The sequence below is a fragment of the Catellatospora methionotrophica genome (assembly GCF_011297335.1).
GTDB classification, from domain to species: domain Bacteria; phylum Actinomycetota; class Actinomycetes; order Mycobacteriales; family Micromonosporaceae; genus Catellatospora; species Catellatospora methionotrophica.
The window spans coordinates 590,782-606,644 of the sequence record NZ_JAAOTJ010000001.1; the positions used below are offsets into that span (position 1 = coordinate 590,782).

Consider the following 15,863-nt stretch of genomic DNA (forward strand, 5'->3'; position numbering starts at 1 on the left):
GCTCACCTGATCGCCGGGGTACGCAGCGTGGCCAGCAGTTCCTCGACGCGGCGCATGTCGCGGGTGCGCTGCTGGGTGCGGTAGAGGTCCACCGCCTGGCGCCAGGCGTCCTCGGCTGCGGCGTGTTCGCCGAGCGCGCGGTGCGTCTCGCCCAGGTGGGTGAGCGTGTCCGCGGTGTAGGCGTGGTTGCCCAGCTCGCGGAACAGGGCCAGCGCCAGGCGGTAGTAGCGCAGGGCGGTGGTGTGGGCGGCGCTGAGATGGGCGACGTAGCCGAGGCTGTCGAGGGTCGCGGCCTCGCCGTTGCGGTTGCCGTGCCGCCGGTAGAGCGCCAGGGCCCGCAGGGACAGCGCGTGCGCCTGCCCGTGGTCGCCGAGCCGGGCGCTGTACCAGCCGGCGAGGTTGAGCGCGTCGGCCTCCCAGGCGGTGTTGCCGAGTTCGCGGTGCAGGGTCAGCGCGCGGGTCGCGTGGGCCAGGGCCCGCGCGTCGTCGCCCTGCTGGCCCCATACCCAGGCCAGGGTCTGGTGGGTGTGCGCCTGGTCGGTGGGGGCGTCGGCCGCCTCGAACAGCGTGAGGGCCTGGTCGAGGTGGGTGACGGCTTCGGCGTGGCGGCCCAGCAGGGTGCAGGAGCGGGCGAGCAGCCGGTGCGCGATGGCGAGCGGCCCGGGTGCGCCGAGCTGGTTCGCGGCGGCGAGCCCGGCCTGCCAGGTCTGGAATCCGGCCTGGAGGTGTCCGCGCTGCCAGTGGTAGCTGCTCAAGGCCCAGGCGAGCTGCCACACCCGCGGGTGCCAGCCGTGCTCGGCGGCGCGGCGCTGGGCGTTGAGCAGGCAACTGTGCTCGGCGTCGAACCAGGCCAGCGCGGCGTTCGCGTCGGGCAGCGGATGGCTGGGGCCGGGCGGTGGCTGCTGTCCGGGCTCCTCCGGCCGCGGCGGGTCGAGCAGGCGGTCGGCGGCGTACGCGGTACGCAGGTAGAAGTCGACCAGCCGTCCCAGCGCCGCGCTGCGGGCCGGTGCGCCGTCCTCGTCGCGGCATCGCTCGGCGGCGTACAGGCGCAGCAGGTCGTGCATGCGGTAGCGCCCCGGTTGGTGTTCCTGCAGCAGGTGGGCGGCGTCGAGCAGGCGCAGCTGGAGGCGGATGCGCCCGGGTTCGTCCTCGGCGAGCGCGGCCGCCGCGGGCAGGCCGATGTCGGGTCCGGGGACCGTGCCGAGCAGGCGGAACAGCCGTGCGGCCGGGGGCGGCAGGGCTTCGTAGGAGGTGGCGAAGACCGCGCGCAGGTCCGTGGTCAGGTCGGCGGTGTCCAGGGCGTCCAGCCGGGTCGCGGCGTCACGCAGCTCCTCGGCGAACGCGTTGAGGGCGAAGTCGCGGCGGGCGGCCGCGCGCGCCGCGACGATGCTCAGCGCCAGCGGCAGGCCCGCACACCAGCGCAGCAGCGCGGCGACGGCGACCGGCTCGGCGGCGGTGCGCTCCCGGCCGAGGTGGGTGGCCAGCAGCTGGCGGGCCTCGGTGTCGGTGAGCACGTCCAGCGGCAGCAGCCGCGCGCCGTGGGTCGCGGCGAGGCCGGTGAGCTGGTTGCGGCTGGTGACCAGCACCGTGCAGGTGGCGCTGCCCGGCAGCAGCGGCAGCACGTGGGCGGTGTCGCGGGCGTCGTCGAGCACGATCAGCAGCCGCCGTCCTGCCACGACGCTGCGGAACAGCGCCGCCTGCGCCTGCGGGTCGGCCGGGATCGCCGCGGTCGGCACGCCGAGGGCGTCGAGGAAGCCCCGGACCGCCACGGCCGCGTCCACCGGCGGCTGGGTGGGGTCGAATCCGCGCAGGTCGACGTAGAGCTGCCCGTCGGGGAAGCGATCGAGGGCGGTGTGCGCCCAGTGCAGCGCCAGCCAGGACTTGCCGACTCCCCCGCCGCCGCTGACCGCCGTGAGCGCCATCGCCCGGGTGCTGTCCCGGGCCGCGTCCACGGCGCTGTCGAGCTGCGCCAGCGCCCTGCTGCGCCCGGTGAACAGCCGCGGCGGGACCGGGAGCTGCCGGGGCTCCGGATGCGGCGCGGCCTGCCCGCCGGGGGTCGGCGGGCGCAGGTCGGCGTCGTCGGCCAGGATCTGCCGGTGCCGTTGCTGCAGCGCGGCACCGGGGTCGATGCCCAGTTCATCGGCCAGCCGCAGGCGGGTGGCCTGGTAGTGCGCCAGGGCCTCGGCGCTGCGGCCCGCCCGGTGCAGCGCGAGCATGAGCTGCCCGGCCAGCCGCTCGTCGAGCGGATGCGCGGCGGCCCGCACCGTCAGCGGGGCCAGCAGTGCGTCGTGGCGGCCCAGGCCCAGGGCCAGGTCGGTGCGGTCCAGTTCGGCGGCGAGCCGGCGGCTGTCCAGGACGGCGCGTTGCGCGGCGAGCCACGGGGTGTCCAGACCCGCCAGCGCGTCGCCCTGCCACAGCGCCAGGGCCTCGTCGAGCAGGGCCAGGCGGTCCGGCTCGGGTCCGGTTCGCGCCTGGTCGACGAGCTGCGTGAAGCGGTACGCGTCGACGGCCGCCGGGGCGACGGGCAGCTGGTAGCCGCCGTGCTCCCGGACCACGGTGACGCCGGTGGGAGCCAGTGCCTGGCGCAGCCGGGACAGGTAGCCGTAGAGGGTGCTGTGCGCGCGGCGGGGCGGCTGCTCGGCCCAGACGCGGTCGATGAGCTGGTCGGCCGATACGGACTGGTCGGCCTGCAGCAGCAGTACGGCGAGCACGCTGCGCTGGCGCGCGTGGCCCAGGCGCAGCGGGCGGCCGTCGTGCCGTGCCGCGACGTCGCCGAGCAGAACGAACTCCACCGTCATCGAAACCACCCACCCGTAGAACCCGGCCCTTCTCTCAGCGAGACGAGAGGGGTGGTGTCCTAAGTGGTGGGTGGTGACCGAGAGCACAACGGGTGAACGACACCGGCCCTGGCGGTGAACCAGGGCCGGTGTCGAGGTGCGGCTGCCTACTTCGCGGCGGGCGAGGTGTATCCGACGACGCCGGACTCCCAGTTGCCGTGCAGCACGTGGGTCACCTTGTTCGACTGGTTGCCGCCGACCACGTAGTGGTTGCCGTCGGTGCTGGTGTCCTCGTACGACGTGACGATCGCGACGTGGTCGATGACGCCGTCGGACTCCCAGTCGTAGACCGCCGCGTCACCCTTGCGCGGCACGTAGCTCCTGCTGGTGTGCCAGGTGCCGTTGGTCTGGCCGTAGGTCTTGAAGCTGGACGCCAGCGCGTTCAGGCCGGTGTACTTCGCACCGCCCCAGTAGAACGCGAACTTGGCGAAGTCGGCGCACCAGGCCCGGGCCCGCCAGTTCACCGCGCCCCAGGACTTGGTGCCGTCGCGGTACATGTACCCGTCGGTGGTCTTGCCGCAGGTGCTGGCCGACGTGCCGTCCCTGCGGTCGTTGTTCGGGTCGGTCCAGAAGCCGGTGTAGAAGTTGCAGTTCGTGCCCGTCTCCGACAGCCGCGCCTTGACGTCGGCATTGGTGGACGTGAACTGCTCCCAGGCGATGTTGCCGACGTCGATGCCGAGCGCGGTGTCGGCGGCCTGCGCCGGGGTGGCCGCGCCGAACGCGGCGGCCGAGATGGCGACCGCCGCCACCAGCATCATGCGAATGGACTTCATGCGGGATCTCCCTGTCCTCACCCTTGCCTCCGGCGTTCGGAGGTGGTGAGGACGACTCTCGGCGGGCGGCCTTGGGCGCACCTTGGACGAACCTTGGGCCGGTGCGCCGACCAGGGAGGACCGCGAGGGCACGGAGCCCCGCCCGCGGGCCGGGCGGGGCTCCGTGCCGTCACGGGCCGCCGCAGACGGTGACTCCGGCGACGTTGACCGCGGTCCAGGCCGCCTGCACGGTCTTGTGCTCGATCGAGCAGCTGCCGTAGAGGTCGGCCGCGGCGGCCAGGGTGTAGGCGCGCATGTTCGCGTACGACGTGGTGGACAGGGCGTAGACGTTCAGCGCCCGGTACCAGATCTTCTCGGCCTTGGCCCGGCCGATGCCGGTGACGTCGGCGGCCTTGCCGCAGAGCGGGCTGTAGCCGTACACCGTGGCGCCGGTGCCCTCGGCGAGGTTGAAGAAGAAGTGCTTGCCGACCCCGGCCGACACGTGCGGGTCGGCCGGCGGTGTGGCCACCGACCAGCAGCTGTGCGAGGAGCCGTCCAGTGACGGGTCGAACAGGTTGCCGAACGGCTCGCCGGTGCCGAAGATGTCGGCCTCCTCGCCGATCAGGTAGTCGCCGGGGTCGCCGGGCGCGGCGGCGTAGAACTCGACCATCGCGTCCCAGATGTCGCTGCTGGCCTCGTCGATGCCGCCGGCCTCTCCGCTGTAGACCAGGCCGACGATGGCGTCGGTGTACCCGTGGCCGAGTTCGTGCGCCAGGATGTCGGTCGAGGTCAGCGGGTGGACGTTGCCGATGCCGTCGCCGAAGGTCAGCTGCACGCCGTCGTAGAAGGCGTTGACGTAGTTGTTGCCGAAGTGGACCCGCGAGGTGATCCCGGCCCCGGTGCCGGTGCGCCCGGACCGGTTGTGCACGAACTTGAAGTAGTCGTAGGTCTTGGCCGAGGCGAAGTGGGCGTCGGCGGCGGCGCTGGCCCGGTCGGTCGTGGTGTAGTTGCCCCACAGGTTGTCCGCGTCGGTGAACAGGACGCACGGCCCACTGGTGGCGTTGCGCATGTCGCAGGTGCGGTTGCCGCCGTGCGACGGGTCGATCATCTGGTAAGCCGTGCCTGACGGCGTCGTGTCGATACGCACCGGTCCGGCGTAGATCGTCCGTCCGGTGCCGAGCGCGGTCCGGATCTCGTCGTCGGTGGCGTAGACGGCGCCGGTCGCGGCGTCGGCGAGCACGTGCAGCCGGGACGGCGTCTGCCCGTCGGCGGCCCGGCCCTGGACCACGGTCTCCCAGGCCAGGCGGCCGCCGGTGGTCGCGTCGACGATCAGTTCGGGCCGGCCGACCTCGGTGACGGTGCCGTGGAACGCGTCTCTCGCGGTCCGCGCCGCGACGGCGGCGGCGACCCGGGGTGTGCCGATGGCGGGCGGGACGGGCAGCGCGCCGTCGGTGCGCGTGGCGCGACCGGACGGGTCGAGGTGCACGACGGCGTCGCCGCCGCGTACGGGCAGCCCGTGCATGGTGCGGCGCAGGCGTACGTGGGCGCGCCCGTCGGGGTCGGTGACGGTGCGCAGGACAGTGTAGGTCTCGCCGGGCGGTGCGCCGAGCGCGGCCAGCGCGGCCGCGGCGGGGTCGGCGGTGCGGGCCGGTTCACCGGCCGCGGGTCCCGTGGGCAGGACGGCCGCGGCGATCGCCACGGTCGCCGCCACGGCAGCGGTGAGGGTGCGTCTCATGGAGTTCCTCCAGGCATGGCAGTGCCGATGATGCACTGATGTCTTTGTATATCGGAGGGCCCTCAATGAGCACAGATAGATGTAGCGCAATTGATTCGCGATCGGCCGCTCTTGACATATCCCTCGCGGGGACACAAACTCATCCATCGACGAACATGTCTGCGTGGACGGCGCCACGCGAGCCCCCTCCCCCATCGAAGGGACCAGCCCATGCGCCGAAGTCTGCGCAGACTGATGCCGCTCGCCACCGCCCTCGCCGCCTGCGCCGTGATCCTGCTGCCCGCCACGGCGGCCCACGCCGAGACCAACGGCGGGGTGCGGGTCATGCCGCTCGGCGACTCCATCACCGACGGGTTCAACGTGCCCGGCGGCTACCGCGTCAACCTCTGGCAGCGCCTGGCGGCCGGCGGGCACACCGTCGACCTCGTCGGCTCCGGGTTCAACGGCCCCGCAGGCCTGCCCGACCACGACCACGAGGGCCACTCCGGCTGGCGCATCGACCAGCTCGACGCCAACATGCTGAACTGGATGCGCACGTACGCCCCGCGCACCGTGCTGCTGCACATCGGCACCAACGACGTCGGGCAGAACTACGACCTGCCCAACGCCCCGGCCCGGCTGTCCGCCCTCATCGACAAGATCCGCCTGCTCGGGCCGAACACCGAGGTGTTCGTCGCGCAGGTGACCCCGCGCAGCAACGCCACCGAGGAGGCGCGCTCGCTGGTGTTCAACGCCGCGATCCCGGGCATCGTCGCGCAGAAGGGCTCCCGGGTCCACCTGGTCGACATGCACTCCCCGCTGACGCTGGCCGACCTGGCCGACGGGCTGCACCCCAACCAGGCCGGCTACGACAAGATGGCCGCCGTCTGGTACTCCGCGCTGCAGTCGGTGCCCGGCAGCCTCGCGAAGATCACCACGCCGCCGGTCAACGCGCCGGTGCTGCTGTCCAATCCGCTGTCCAACCGCTGCGTCGACGACGCCGGCGGCGGCGGCGCCGGGCCCGGCTCGCAGGTGCACCTGTGGGACTGCCACGGTGGCAACAACCAGCGCTGGACCCGCACCAGCGCCGGTGAGCTGCGCATCTACGGCGACCGGTGCCTGGACGTGAACGGCAACGGCACCGCCGACGGTACGAAGATCCAGGTGTGGCCGTGCAACGGCACCGCCGCGCAGAAGTTCACCTTCAACACCGACGGCACCATCGTCGGCGCGGGCTCGGGCAAGTGCGTCGACGCCCGCTCCAGCGGCACCGTCAACGGCACCATCATCCAGCTGTGGACCTGCAACGGCACCAACGCCCAGCGCTGGTTCACCCGCTGACGCGGCGGGCGAGGGTGTGCCCCACGCACGCCCTCGCCCGCTCCCCCACGGCTCGGCGACCGAGCGCGGACGGCCCGTACCATCGGGTCGTGCCCGGACTGTCCTTCTGGCGCGAGCCGCGCCCCGCGCCGGTCCCGCCGCGCGGCCGGGCCGACTACCTGCTCGCCGCCGCGCTGGTCGCGGCCACCGTGGCCGAGGGCCTGCTGCGGCCCGACCTCCCGATCGCCTCGCTGCTGCTGAGCGCGGCGTTCACGGCGACCCTGCCGTGGCGTCGCGAACGCCCGCTGCCGATGGTGCTGCTGGCGTTCGGGACCGGCGCGCTCGTGCCGCTGCTGACCCGCGACACGGTGCCCGACACGTACACGATGGTCTACCTGCTGCTGCTGCCGTATGCCGTGACGCGGTGGGGTGCGGGTCGCGAGATCGTGCTCGCGGCGGCCGGCATGCTCGGGTGCCTGGGGCTGTCGGCGGCGACAGGCACGACCGGTCCGGCGGATTCGCTGGGCGGGCTCGCGGTCGTCGTGGCCGTCGCCGCGGCAGGGCTGGCACGGCGCTACCGCGTGCGGGCCCGCGTACGCGAGCTGGAGCAGGTGAAGCTGCTGGAGCGGGAACGGCTGGCCCGCGACCTGCACGACACGGTCGCGCACCACGTGTCGGCGATGGCCATCCGGGCGCAGGCCGGGCTGGCCCTCGCGCCGACCAGGCCCGAGGCGGCGACCGAGGCGCTGCGGGTGATCGAGGCGGAGGCGTCGCGGGCGCTGGCGGAGATGCGCGGCATGGTCCGGGTGCTGCGCGAGGGCGAACCGGCGTCGTACGCCCCGGAGCCGGGGGCCGCGGACCTGCACCGACTGGCCGGTCACAACGGCGCGGGGCTGCCCGTCGACGTCGTGGTCGACGGGGACCTGGCGGCGCTGCCCGCCGCGCTGGGCGGTGCGCTGTACCGGATGGCGCAGGAGTCGGTCACCAACGCGCAGCGGCACGCGCGGCAGGCGACCCGGGTGCGGGTGCGGGTCAGTGTCGACGATGATGTGGTGCGGCTGCGGGTCGGCGACGACGGCGCACCGGCCAGGGACACCGGCAGGGGGTACGGGTTGACCGGCATGAGCGAGCGCGCACGGCTGCTGGACGGGGTGCTGCGGGCCGGTCCCGATCCGGCCGGCGGCTGGACCGTCGCGGTCGAACTGCCGCTGGCGGGTGCGCGGTGAACGTCCGGGTGCTGGTCGCCGACGACCAGGAGCTGGTCCGCACCGGGCTGGCGATGATCCTGGACGCCCAGCCCCGCGTCGAGGTTGTCGCCACGGCCGCCGACGGGCGGGAGGCGGTGCGGCTGGCCGAGCGGCTGCGCCCGGACGTGTGCCTGCTCGACGTGCGGATGCCGGTGCTGGACGGGATCGCCGCGACCCGGCAGCTGGCCGGGCCGGAGGTCGCCCGCCCGCTGGCGGTCGTCGTCATCACCACGTTCGACCTGGACGAGTACGTGTACGGGGCGCTGCGCGCCGGGGCGCGCGGTTTCCTGCTCAAGGACGCCGGACCGGCGCTGCTCAGCCAGGCGGTGCACGCCGCCGCCCGGGGCGACGCGCTGATCGCCCCGAGCGTGACGACGCGGCTGCTGAGCGCCTTCGCCCGGCACGACCCCGCCACGCCGCGCCGCCAACCACTGGAGGCGCTGACCGACCGGGAGGAGCAGGTGCTGTCCGCACTGGCCGCCGGGCGCACCAACACCGAGGTCGCGGCGGAGCTGTTCATCAGCCTCAGCACCGTGAAGACGCACGTGGGCAGCCTGATGACCAAGCTCGGGGTGCGCAACCGGGTCGAGGCGGCGATCTGGGCATACGAGACCGGCCGGGCGGGTCATAGTACCAAAGGATGACCGGGGCGGCGATCCCCGGCCTGAAGGGCGATGAAGCGGCCCTGCCCCCGGCCGCACCATCGACGGCGTGACCAAACGTTCTCGCCTTGTTCCGTACGCGCTGATCGCCCTCAGCCTGATCCCGGTCGCGGCCGGGGCCTTCCGGGTGACCTCACTGGCCACCGGGGCCCCGATCGACGACGGCAACGCGCGGTTCTTCGCCGACCCGGTGCCGGTGGTGCTCCACATCGCCGGCGCGACCGTGTACTGCCTGGTCGGCGCGTTCCAGTTCGACGCCGTGCTGCGCCGGCGGCGGCCGGGCCGGCACCGTGCCGCCGGGCGGGTCCTGATCCCGTGCGGCCTGGTCGCCGCGCTGTCGGGGATGTGGATGGCGGTCGCCTACGAACTGCCGCCCATCGACGGACCCGGGGTGATGCTGCTGCGGCTGGTGTTCGGCGGCGGCATGGCGGCGGCGATCGTGCTGGGTCTGCTGGCCGTGCGGCGGCGCGATTTCACCGCGCACCGGGCCTGGATGATGCGGGGGTACGCGATCGGGCTGGCGGCGGGCACCCAGGCGTTCACCCACCTGCCCCTGCTGCTGACCGGTGACGAGCCGGGCAGGCTGGGCCGGTTCACCGCGATGGCGGCCGGGTGGCTGATCAACCTGGCGGTCGCGGAGTGGTTCATCCGCCGTGCCGGTCGCCGTCCGATGCGGACCAGGGCCGACGAACCGGTGGCCCTGCCGGTGGGCTGAGCGCGAGCGGCGCGGGCTTGTCCACGGGCAGCGGCGCTACGGCTGCGGGCGGCGTCTGGCCAGATGCGCGGTGATGTCGGCGTCGATCTCGACCGTGTCCGGCAGGACCCGCAGGATCCGCTGGTACACCTGCTCCTGGTCGGCGGGCGGCAACATCAGGTCGAAGAGCTCCACGGGATACCCGGCCGGAACCTCTCGTAGGCCTGGGCCATGGCTCCGAAGCTCAGTGCGCGTACGGGCATGGCGAGCATCGTGGCACGGTTCGCGCCACCGGGCTCGCCCTTTACGCCAGCTGACCACCGCACACACGGCAGTCCGCCATATAGCAGATAACCACCTACCTGGGAGTATTCATTCATGTGATTGCTCTACCGGCGGTGGTCGCGGCAGGCCTACCGTGTAGTTACAGAAGGTGATCTGACCTGATCGTCGCGCTGGAGGTCGCCATGCGTCGCCTGCTCACCACCGCCGCCCTGACCGTGGGACTGGTGCTCGTCGCCGCCCCCGCCTACGCCTTCGCCCACAACCGGGTCACCAACCCGTGGGCGCACACCGTCCTGGACCTGCTGACCCTGGCCGTCGTGCTGTCACCGATCGTGACGGCCTTCGCCTGGGGCCCGCAGCGCCGCGGCCAGATGCTCGCCCTGATCGCCCTCGTGCAACTGCCGGTCGCGATCATCGCGTTCGTCCCGATCATCGACCCGGTGCTGCACGCGGTCCTGTTCGTGGCGGCACTGGCACTGACCGGCACGTCGCTGTGGCTGGTCCGCCGGCACCCGGCAGCCGTCCCGGCCCCGGCGGCCACGGACGGCAGGTAACCGGCTTCACCAGAGCGCTGCTCTCCTTCCCCCGGGCAGCGCCCGGCGGCCCGCCGGCCTCACGGCCTGCGGGCCGCAGTCGTGTCATCCCGTCGGCGGCCCGCAGCCCGGCCGCCGTCGCGTACGTCCCCGCACCGTCACGCCGTGGCTCAACCGGCGAAGGCGTACGGGCCGAACCGGCCCCAGGCCACGAAGACGGCCATGGCGAGGTAGACGAGGTCGACGATGATCGTGGCCCGCTCGCCCCGGCGCCACCGCATGATCGCGGCCCCGGTGAAGAGCAGCGCCACGCAGGTCGCGGTCACCGGCACCAGGACCGGCACGATGTCGAGGACGGCGGGCAGCGTCAGCCCGATGGCGGCCAGCAGCTCCAGCGACCCGATGACGCGCAGCGCGGCCGGGCTGAAGTCCAGGACCCACTGTCCGGCGTGGCCGACCGCAGCGATCTTCTCGCGCGGGACGAACATTTTCGAGGTGCTGACCAGCAGCACTGCGGCGAGGATTCCGGTGACGACCCACAAGGTGACGTTCATGCCCCTGTAGATGCCGGCCGCCCGGACACTGTGACAGCGGCGAGCAGTGACCTGGACCACTCGCATGGGATGTCACACGGCGGCGGTGAGCGGCGTCTGGTGTGTTGCATGGTCGGCAACGCGAGGAGTCACCGATGAACGACAGCACCGATGCTTTCGTGGCCCACCGGAACCTGCTGTTCACGGTCGCCTACGAGATGCTCGGCTCGGCCGCCGACGCCGAGGACGTCCTGCAGGAGACATGGCTGCGCTGGTCCGGCGTCGACGTCGACACCGTCGACGAGCCACGGGCGTACCTGGTGCGGATCACGACGCGGCTCGCGCTCACCCGGCTGCGCACCCTGCGCCGCCGCAAGGAGTCCTACATCGGCACGTGGCTGCCCGAGCCGCTGGTCACCGCGGCCGATGTGGCCGACGACGTCGCACTGGCCGAGAGCGTCTCGATGGCGATGCTGCTGGTCCTGGAGACCCTGACGCCCACCGAACGGGCGGTGTTCGTGCTGCGGGAGGTGTTCGACCTCGGATACGACGAGATCGCCGCCGCCGTCGACAGGAATCCGGCAGCCGTCCGCCAGATCGCGCACCGGGCCCGTTCGCACGTGGCGGCGCGCAGGCCGCGAGGCGCGGTCCCGCCGGCCCAGGCCCGTGGCGTGATCCAGGCCTTCCAGCACGCCACCGAGACCGGTGACCTGCAAGGCCTGCTCGACGTGCTGGCCCCCGACGTCGTCCTGCTCGCCGACGGCGGCGGGGTCAAGCAGGCCGTGCTGCGGCCCATCCTCGGTGCGGACAAGGTCGCCCGGCTGCTGCTCGGCGGTGCGGTCAAGGTGGACCAGACGGCGACGCTGCGGCCCGTGGAGATCAACGGCTCGCCCGCACTGCTCGTCCTGTTCGACGGCGAGATCGACACCGTGCTGGCGGTACGCGTCGCAGACGGCCTCATCACGGGCCTGTACGCGGTACGCAACCCGGCTAAGCTGTCCCACGTGAACCGGGAGACGTCCATCAGCCGCTGACAGCGGCTGCGGCTCGGGATCACCGCCGGCGCGGTGCCGGCGTCGTGCCGCCGCGATTGCGCCCACCGGAGCACCGCGAGCCGCGATGATGGTGTCGGAGGAGGTGGCCGTGTCGATCGGTCAGGGCATGCTCCGGGTGACGCTGGCCTACCCGTCGCTCACCAGGCGGTACCGGACGAGCACACCGCAGCTGAGCGTCGACGGCGTGGATCAGCTCGTCGAGGGCTGGGGCACGCACACGCTGGCCGTCGCCGCGGGGCCGCACCGGATCGCGGTGCGGCTCGTCCCGCCGAGGGGTGAGCCGTTCGGCCAGGCCGAGGCGAGCGCCGTCGTCGAACTGGGCGGGCAGACCGCGGTGGACTACCGGGCGTCCCGCTTCCATCGCCGCGGCAGGATCACGATCGCGCGAACGGTGTAGCCGGGACCGGGCCGCGCCGGACCTGGCCGCGATTTCGGGGAAATTCACCGGATCTCGTGCCGGGTCACCGCTGGACTGGCGCGCGCCACCACGGGTCGTGGTGGCGGCACCCCGGAGAGGCGGCGGCAATGGAGATCCGTTCCACGTCCGACCAGGACCTGAAGGTCTTCGTGGCCGCTACCTGCTGACCGTCCGGGACGGCCGGGCCGCCTGCGTCCCCACGGACCGCGAGCCCGACCTTTCCCTGGACGTACGCGAGCTGGGCGCGGTCTACCTCGGTGGCACCGCCCCGAGCGCGCTCGTACGGGCCGGGCACGTACGGGCCCACCGGGCGGGCGCGCGGCCGCCGAGGCCGACGACCTGTTCCGCACCGACCGGCCGCCGCACTGCCTGCACTGGTTCTGACGGCTGACGGGACGGCGGCTGCCGGAGACGGCGGGACCGGTGCCGCGCCGTGACGGCGCGGCACCGGTGGGCGGCCTCCCTGTACGGCTCACGCCAGGGGCGACCGGCTCCGACCCGTCAGAGCGTGATCGACCAGGTGTCGAGCACGCCGTAGTCGCCCGGACCGTAGTCGGTCACCCGCAGCTGCCAGGTGCCCGCCGCGAGCGCCGCCACGGGCACGCTGTACGTGCGCGTGCCACCGAAGGGCGTGCACTGGTAGTTGCCGCTGCCCGAGGTCTTCACGGCGTAGACCAGGCCGCTGGGATCGATCAGGCTGATCCCGAGGTCCTCGGCGCAGGTGTGCTGGATCGTGACCGACAGCTGGACCGGGGACACCGCCAGGCCGGGGGCCGTGGAGACGACCGGGCTGTAGATGCGGTTGTCCACGATCTGGTAGTCGGCGCCGTTGGTGAAGGTCCGGCCGCCCGGCGGTGTCGTCGACGGGGAGGGCGACGGCACCGAGCTCGGCGAGGGCGACGGGCTGGCGCTCGGCGACGGCGACGGGCCGGGCCCGGTGCTCACCGCCGTCTTCCAGATCGTGTACGCCAGGCCGTCCGCGCTGCGGTTGAGCGCCGTGGCGTTGATGTTGTTGACGGTGTCGCACGACTGGTGGTAGCAGGGGTCGTACGACGATCCCGCCGTGCCGCCCCACTTGCTCGCCTGCGCCGAGGTCTTGCTGTTACCGGCACCGGTCGCGTAACCGCTGGTGGGGATACCCGCGTTCTTGAAGGACGCGTCGTCGGACCGGCCCTGGCCCTCGACGTTCTCCTCCGGGGACAGGCTGAGGGAGTCCCAGTACTCCTTCATCGGCGCGGACGTGGCGGAGTTGATGTTGTTGATGAAGTAGCCGCCGTTGGTCGAGGCGACCATGTCGAAGTTGTAGTAGCCCTTGATCGCCGACTTCTGGGTCGAGGTCAGCGAGTTGACGTAGAAGCGGGAGCCGTTGAGGCCCTGCTCCTCGTCGGTCCACCAGCCGAAGCGGACGTGCTTGGCGGTCGTCGGGTTCGCGGCGGCCAGCGCCAGCGCGGACTCCAGCAGGATCGACGAGCCCGAGGCGTTGTCGTTGATGCCGGGACCGGCCGACACGCCGTCGAGGTGGGCGCCGAACATGACGACCTGGTCGGCGGGGCCGCCCGGCCAGTCGGCGATGAGGTTGTTGGAGCGGTACGTGCAGCTCGTGCAGTCCTGCAGGGTCACCGTGTATCCGGCGGCCTCCAGCTTGGACTTCACGTAGTTCACCGACGCGGTGTACCCGGCCGACCCGGCCCGGCGGTTGCCGCCGTTCTGGGAGGCGATGGTGCCGAACTGGCTCAGGTGCGCCTGGATCTTGGCGACGTCGATGTCCGGGGCGGTCGGCGGCGGGGTGGTGGTCCCGACGGTGAGGGTGTACTGGGCGGAGTGGTCGGTGGTGCCGTCACCGTTGACGGTGATGGTGTAGGTGCCCGGCGTGGTGCCGGACGTGGTGGTGACGGTCATCGTGGAGCTGTTGCCGGTCTGCACCGACGTCGGGCTGAACGACACGCCCACCCCGGACGGCGCGCCCGTGGCGCTCAGCGTCACGTTCTGCGCGCTGCCGCCGGTCGTGGTGGTCTGCACGGTCGCGGTGGTGCCGCTGCCCGGCTGCACGGTGCCCGAGGACGGGTTCAGCGCGATCGACCAGTCGCTGCCCGAGGGCGTGCAGGTGGCCTCGCCCGACTGCGCGGGCAGGGTGACCGCGTCCCAGGCCGCCTTGGTACGGGCGTGCAGGTTGCAGGTGCTGTCGAGGTTCTTCGCGGCCTGCAGGGTGGCGATGCGGTACTTCTTGTACGTCATGCCGGAGGTCTTGAGCAGCATGGCGTTGTAGAAGATCTTGCCCGCGGTCTGGATGCCGACGCCGGTCACCGAGGACGGGCCGCCGGAGCAGATCGGGCTGTTCGGCTTGCCGTTGCCGGGGCTGTTGCCCTCGGCCAGCAGGTAGAACCAGTGGTTGAGCGGCCCGGCCGCGTCGTGGACCTCGGTGTTCGGGATCGACGACGAGTAGCAGTTGGGGCTGCGCCCGTCCAGCGACGGGTTGTACATGAAGCGCAGCGGCTTGCCGTTGCCGGAGAAGTTGACCATTTCGCCGGTCTCGTAGTCCGGCACGTCGACGGAGCTGTTGATGAAGTGCTCGGTCAGCGCGCCGAAGATGTCGCCGGTGCCCTCGCCGAGCCCGGCCTCCTGCGAGGTGCCGCCGGGGGTGTTCTCGTCGATGCCGTGGCCGTTCTCGTGGCCGACGACGTCCATGCCGGTCAGCCACTGCCCGGCCTGGTTGTAGCCGAACAGGGTCGCGTTGGGCACGTAGTCCCAGTAGGCGTTGCGGTCGGCGAGGCCGACGTACGAGGGCCACGCGCCGCCGTTGCCGTTGAGGCCGTTGCGGCCCAGCCACTGGTTGACCATGTCGGACTGCTTGGCGCTGGTGTGGAACACGTCGACGCAGCCGGAGACCTTGTCGGTCTTGCTGCTGCTGCCCCATACGTCGTCGGCGTCGGTGAAGATCGAGCCGGTGCCGTTGCTGTAGTTGGCGCAGCTGATGCCGCGGCTGGTGTCGCGCATCTGGTAGTTGCCGCTGGACCCCGACGTCGGGATCTGCAGGTTCGACCCGCTCCAGACCCCAGTGCCGGTGCCCGCCTGGATCTCCTCCTGGGCGTACGCCACCTTGCCGGTCCGCGCGTCGACGTAGACGTTCTTGCGGCTCGGCTGCGCCTTGGTGACGCCGGAGACCTGCACCTCCCAGGCCAGTACGGGCTTGGGCTGGTCGAGGGTGAGCACCACCAGGCGCGGCTCGGTGGTCTTGTCGACGCGCAGGTAGCCCTGCTTGGCAACGGTCACGGCCCGCGCGGCCGGCACGGTGGCCCGGGTGTTCACGGCGACGTCGCCGCTGGTCGCCGACACGGTGCTGAGCACCCTGCCGGTGGCGTCGGTGGCCACCACGGCGTCGCCGCCGACCACCGGCAGGCCCTTGAACGTACGGTTGTAGGAGACGTGGAACAGGTCCTGTCCGGACGGTGTCGTGCTGCGGTAGACGGCACGCCGGTCGAACTCCTCGGCGCTGCTGTGCTTGCGCAGCGCGTCGAGACCGTTGACAGCGGCCCGGTCGGCGGCGGCGACGGCCCGCGCGGCCGGGTCCAGGCGGTCACCGGGCGATGCCGGGGTGACGGCGGCCGACGCGGTGAGCCCGGTGGCGACCACGATGCTGCCGGCAAGGATCAAGCCTGCGGCGGCCGCCGCGAGGCCAGCTCTGTGCTTCATGAGTGACTCCTCCTCCTGCCGCACCTCGCGATGCGGCTGGAGGGAGCCAACCGGAAATGCACATGGATCGAAACAGAGGAAACCCTTGCATGGCCCCGCCGAGGATCAGGGATGTCCTTGCCG

Annotated in this window: 14 protein-coding genes; 8 read left to right on the forward strand and 6 right to left on the reverse strand. The window is 72.5% G+C overall.

Translation table 11 applies throughout. The features are described from left to right. Nucleotides 1-2: 2 nt before the first annotated feature. The 3 genes from HAV40_RS02645 to HAV40_RS02655 form a co-directional block, all read right to left on the reverse strand. Nucleotides 3-2,798 (reverse strand): AfsR/SARP family transcriptional regulator, encoded by a 2,796-nt coding sequence (locus HAV40_RS02645; protein WP_166378581.1) that lies wholly within the window; start codon nucleotides 2,796-2,798, stop codon nucleotides 3-5. Between the two features lie 146 nt (nucleotides 2,799-2,944). Next, on the reverse strand, nucleotides 2,945-3,610 hold the full coding sequence (locus tag HAV40_RS02650) for a CHAP domain-containing protein (RefSeq protein WP_166378583.1): 666 nt from the start codon (nucleotides 3,608-3,610) through the stop codon (nucleotides 2,945-2,947). Between the two features lie 169 nt (nucleotides 3,611-3,779). Next, nucleotides 3,780-5,324, reverse strand: a complete 1,545-nt coding sequence (locus HAV40_RS02655; RefSeq protein ID WP_166378586.1) for a M4 family metallopeptidase — start codon at nucleotides 5,322-5,324, stop codon at nucleotides 3,780-3,782. A 210-nt stretch (nucleotides 5,325-5,534) separates the two neighbouring features. Between HAV40_RS02655 and HAV40_RS02660 the strand changes: the two genes are divergently transcribed. From HAV40_RS02660 to HAV40_RS02675, 4 genes are all read left to right on the forward strand, one after another. Next, on the forward strand, nucleotides 5,535-6,644 hold the full coding sequence (locus HAV40_RS02660) for a ricin-type beta-trefoil lectin domain protein (RefSeq protein ID WP_166378588.1): 1,110 nt from the start codon (nucleotides 5,535-5,537) through the stop codon (nucleotides 6,642-6,644). A gap of 89 nt (nucleotides 6,645-6,733) precedes the next feature. Then, nucleotides 6,734-7,849, forward strand: coding sequence for a sensor histidine kinase (locus tag HAV40_RS02665; protein ID WP_166378590.1), 1,116 nt, complete (start codon nucleotides 6,734-6,736; stop codon nucleotides 7,847-7,849). After that, entirely contained in the window at nucleotides 7,846-8,514 is a 669-nt protein-coding gene (locus HAV40_RS02670; protein ID WP_166378592.1) for a response regulator, read from the forward strand. The genes HAV40_RS02665 and HAV40_RS02670 overlap by 4 nt, the downstream gene beginning before the upstream one ends. Nucleotides 8,515-8,581: 67 nt before the next feature. Continuing rightward, the gene (locus HAV40_RS02675; RefSeq protein WP_166378594.1) at nucleotides 8,582-9,247 is read left to right on the forward strand and encodes a DUF2306 domain-containing protein; all 666 of its coding nucleotides are present in this window, start codon (nucleotides 8,582-8,584) and stop codon (nucleotides 9,245-9,247) included. Nucleotides 9,248-9,283: 36 nt separating this feature from the next. Here HAV40_RS02675 and HAV40_RS02680 read toward each other — a convergent pair whose 3' ends face one another. After that, nucleotides 9,284-9,421, reverse strand: a complete 138-nt coding sequence (locus tag HAV40_RS02680) for a hypothetical protein (protein ID WP_166378596.1) — start codon at nucleotides 9,419-9,421, stop codon at nucleotides 9,284-9,286. Nucleotides 9,422-9,693: 272 nt separating this feature from the next. Between HAV40_RS02680 and HAV40_RS02685 the strand changes: the two genes are divergently transcribed. Further along, entirely contained in the window at nucleotides 9,694-10,065 is a 372-nt protein-coding gene (locus HAV40_RS02685; protein WP_166378598.1) for a hypothetical protein, read from the forward strand. Between the two features lie 149 nt (nucleotides 10,066-10,214). Here the strand turns inward: HAV40_RS02685 and HAV40_RS02690 are convergent, their stop codons facing one another. Further along, complete coding sequence (locus HAV40_RS02690; RefSeq protein WP_166378600.1) at nucleotides 10,215-10,598, reverse strand: DoxX family protein; 384 nt, start codon at nucleotides 10,596-10,598, stop codon at nucleotides 10,215-10,217. Nucleotides 10,599-10,732: 134 nt separating this feature from the next. Between HAV40_RS02690 and HAV40_RS02695 the strand changes: the two genes are divergently transcribed. The 3 genes from HAV40_RS02695 (at nucleotide 10,733) to HAV40_RS38260 (ending at nucleotide 12,441) form a co-directional block, all read left to right on the forward strand. Then, nucleotides 10,733-11,611 (forward strand): RNA polymerase sigma-70 factor, encoded by an 879-nt coding sequence (locus HAV40_RS02695; RefSeq protein ID WP_166378602.1) that lies wholly within the window; start codon nucleotides 10,733-10,735, stop codon nucleotides 11,609-11,611. A 109-nt stretch (nucleotides 11,612-11,720) separates the two neighbouring features. After that, the gene (locus HAV40_RS38255) at nucleotides 11,721-12,029 is read left to right on the forward strand and encodes a hypothetical protein (RefSeq protein WP_166378604.1); all 309 of its coding nucleotides are present in this window, start codon (nucleotides 11,721-11,723) and stop codon (nucleotides 12,027-12,029) included. A gap of 100 nt (nucleotides 12,030-12,129) precedes the next feature. After that, a complete protein-coding gene (locus HAV40_RS38260) occupies nucleotides 12,130-12,441 on the forward strand; it encodes a sterol carrier protein domain-containing protein (protein WP_239086304.1) in 312 nt (103 codons plus the stop codon). Between the two features lie 110 nt (nucleotides 12,442-12,551). On the opposite strand, the gene HAV40_RS02710 is transcribed toward HAV40_RS38260, so the two are convergent. Next, nucleotides 12,552-15,740: a M28 family peptidase gene (locus HAV40_RS02710; protein WP_166378606.1), complete on the reverse strand. Its 3,189-nt coding sequence runs from the start codon at nucleotides 15,738-15,740 to the stop codon at nucleotides 12,552-12,554. Between the last annotated feature and the right edge of the window lie 123 nt (nucleotides 15,741-15,863).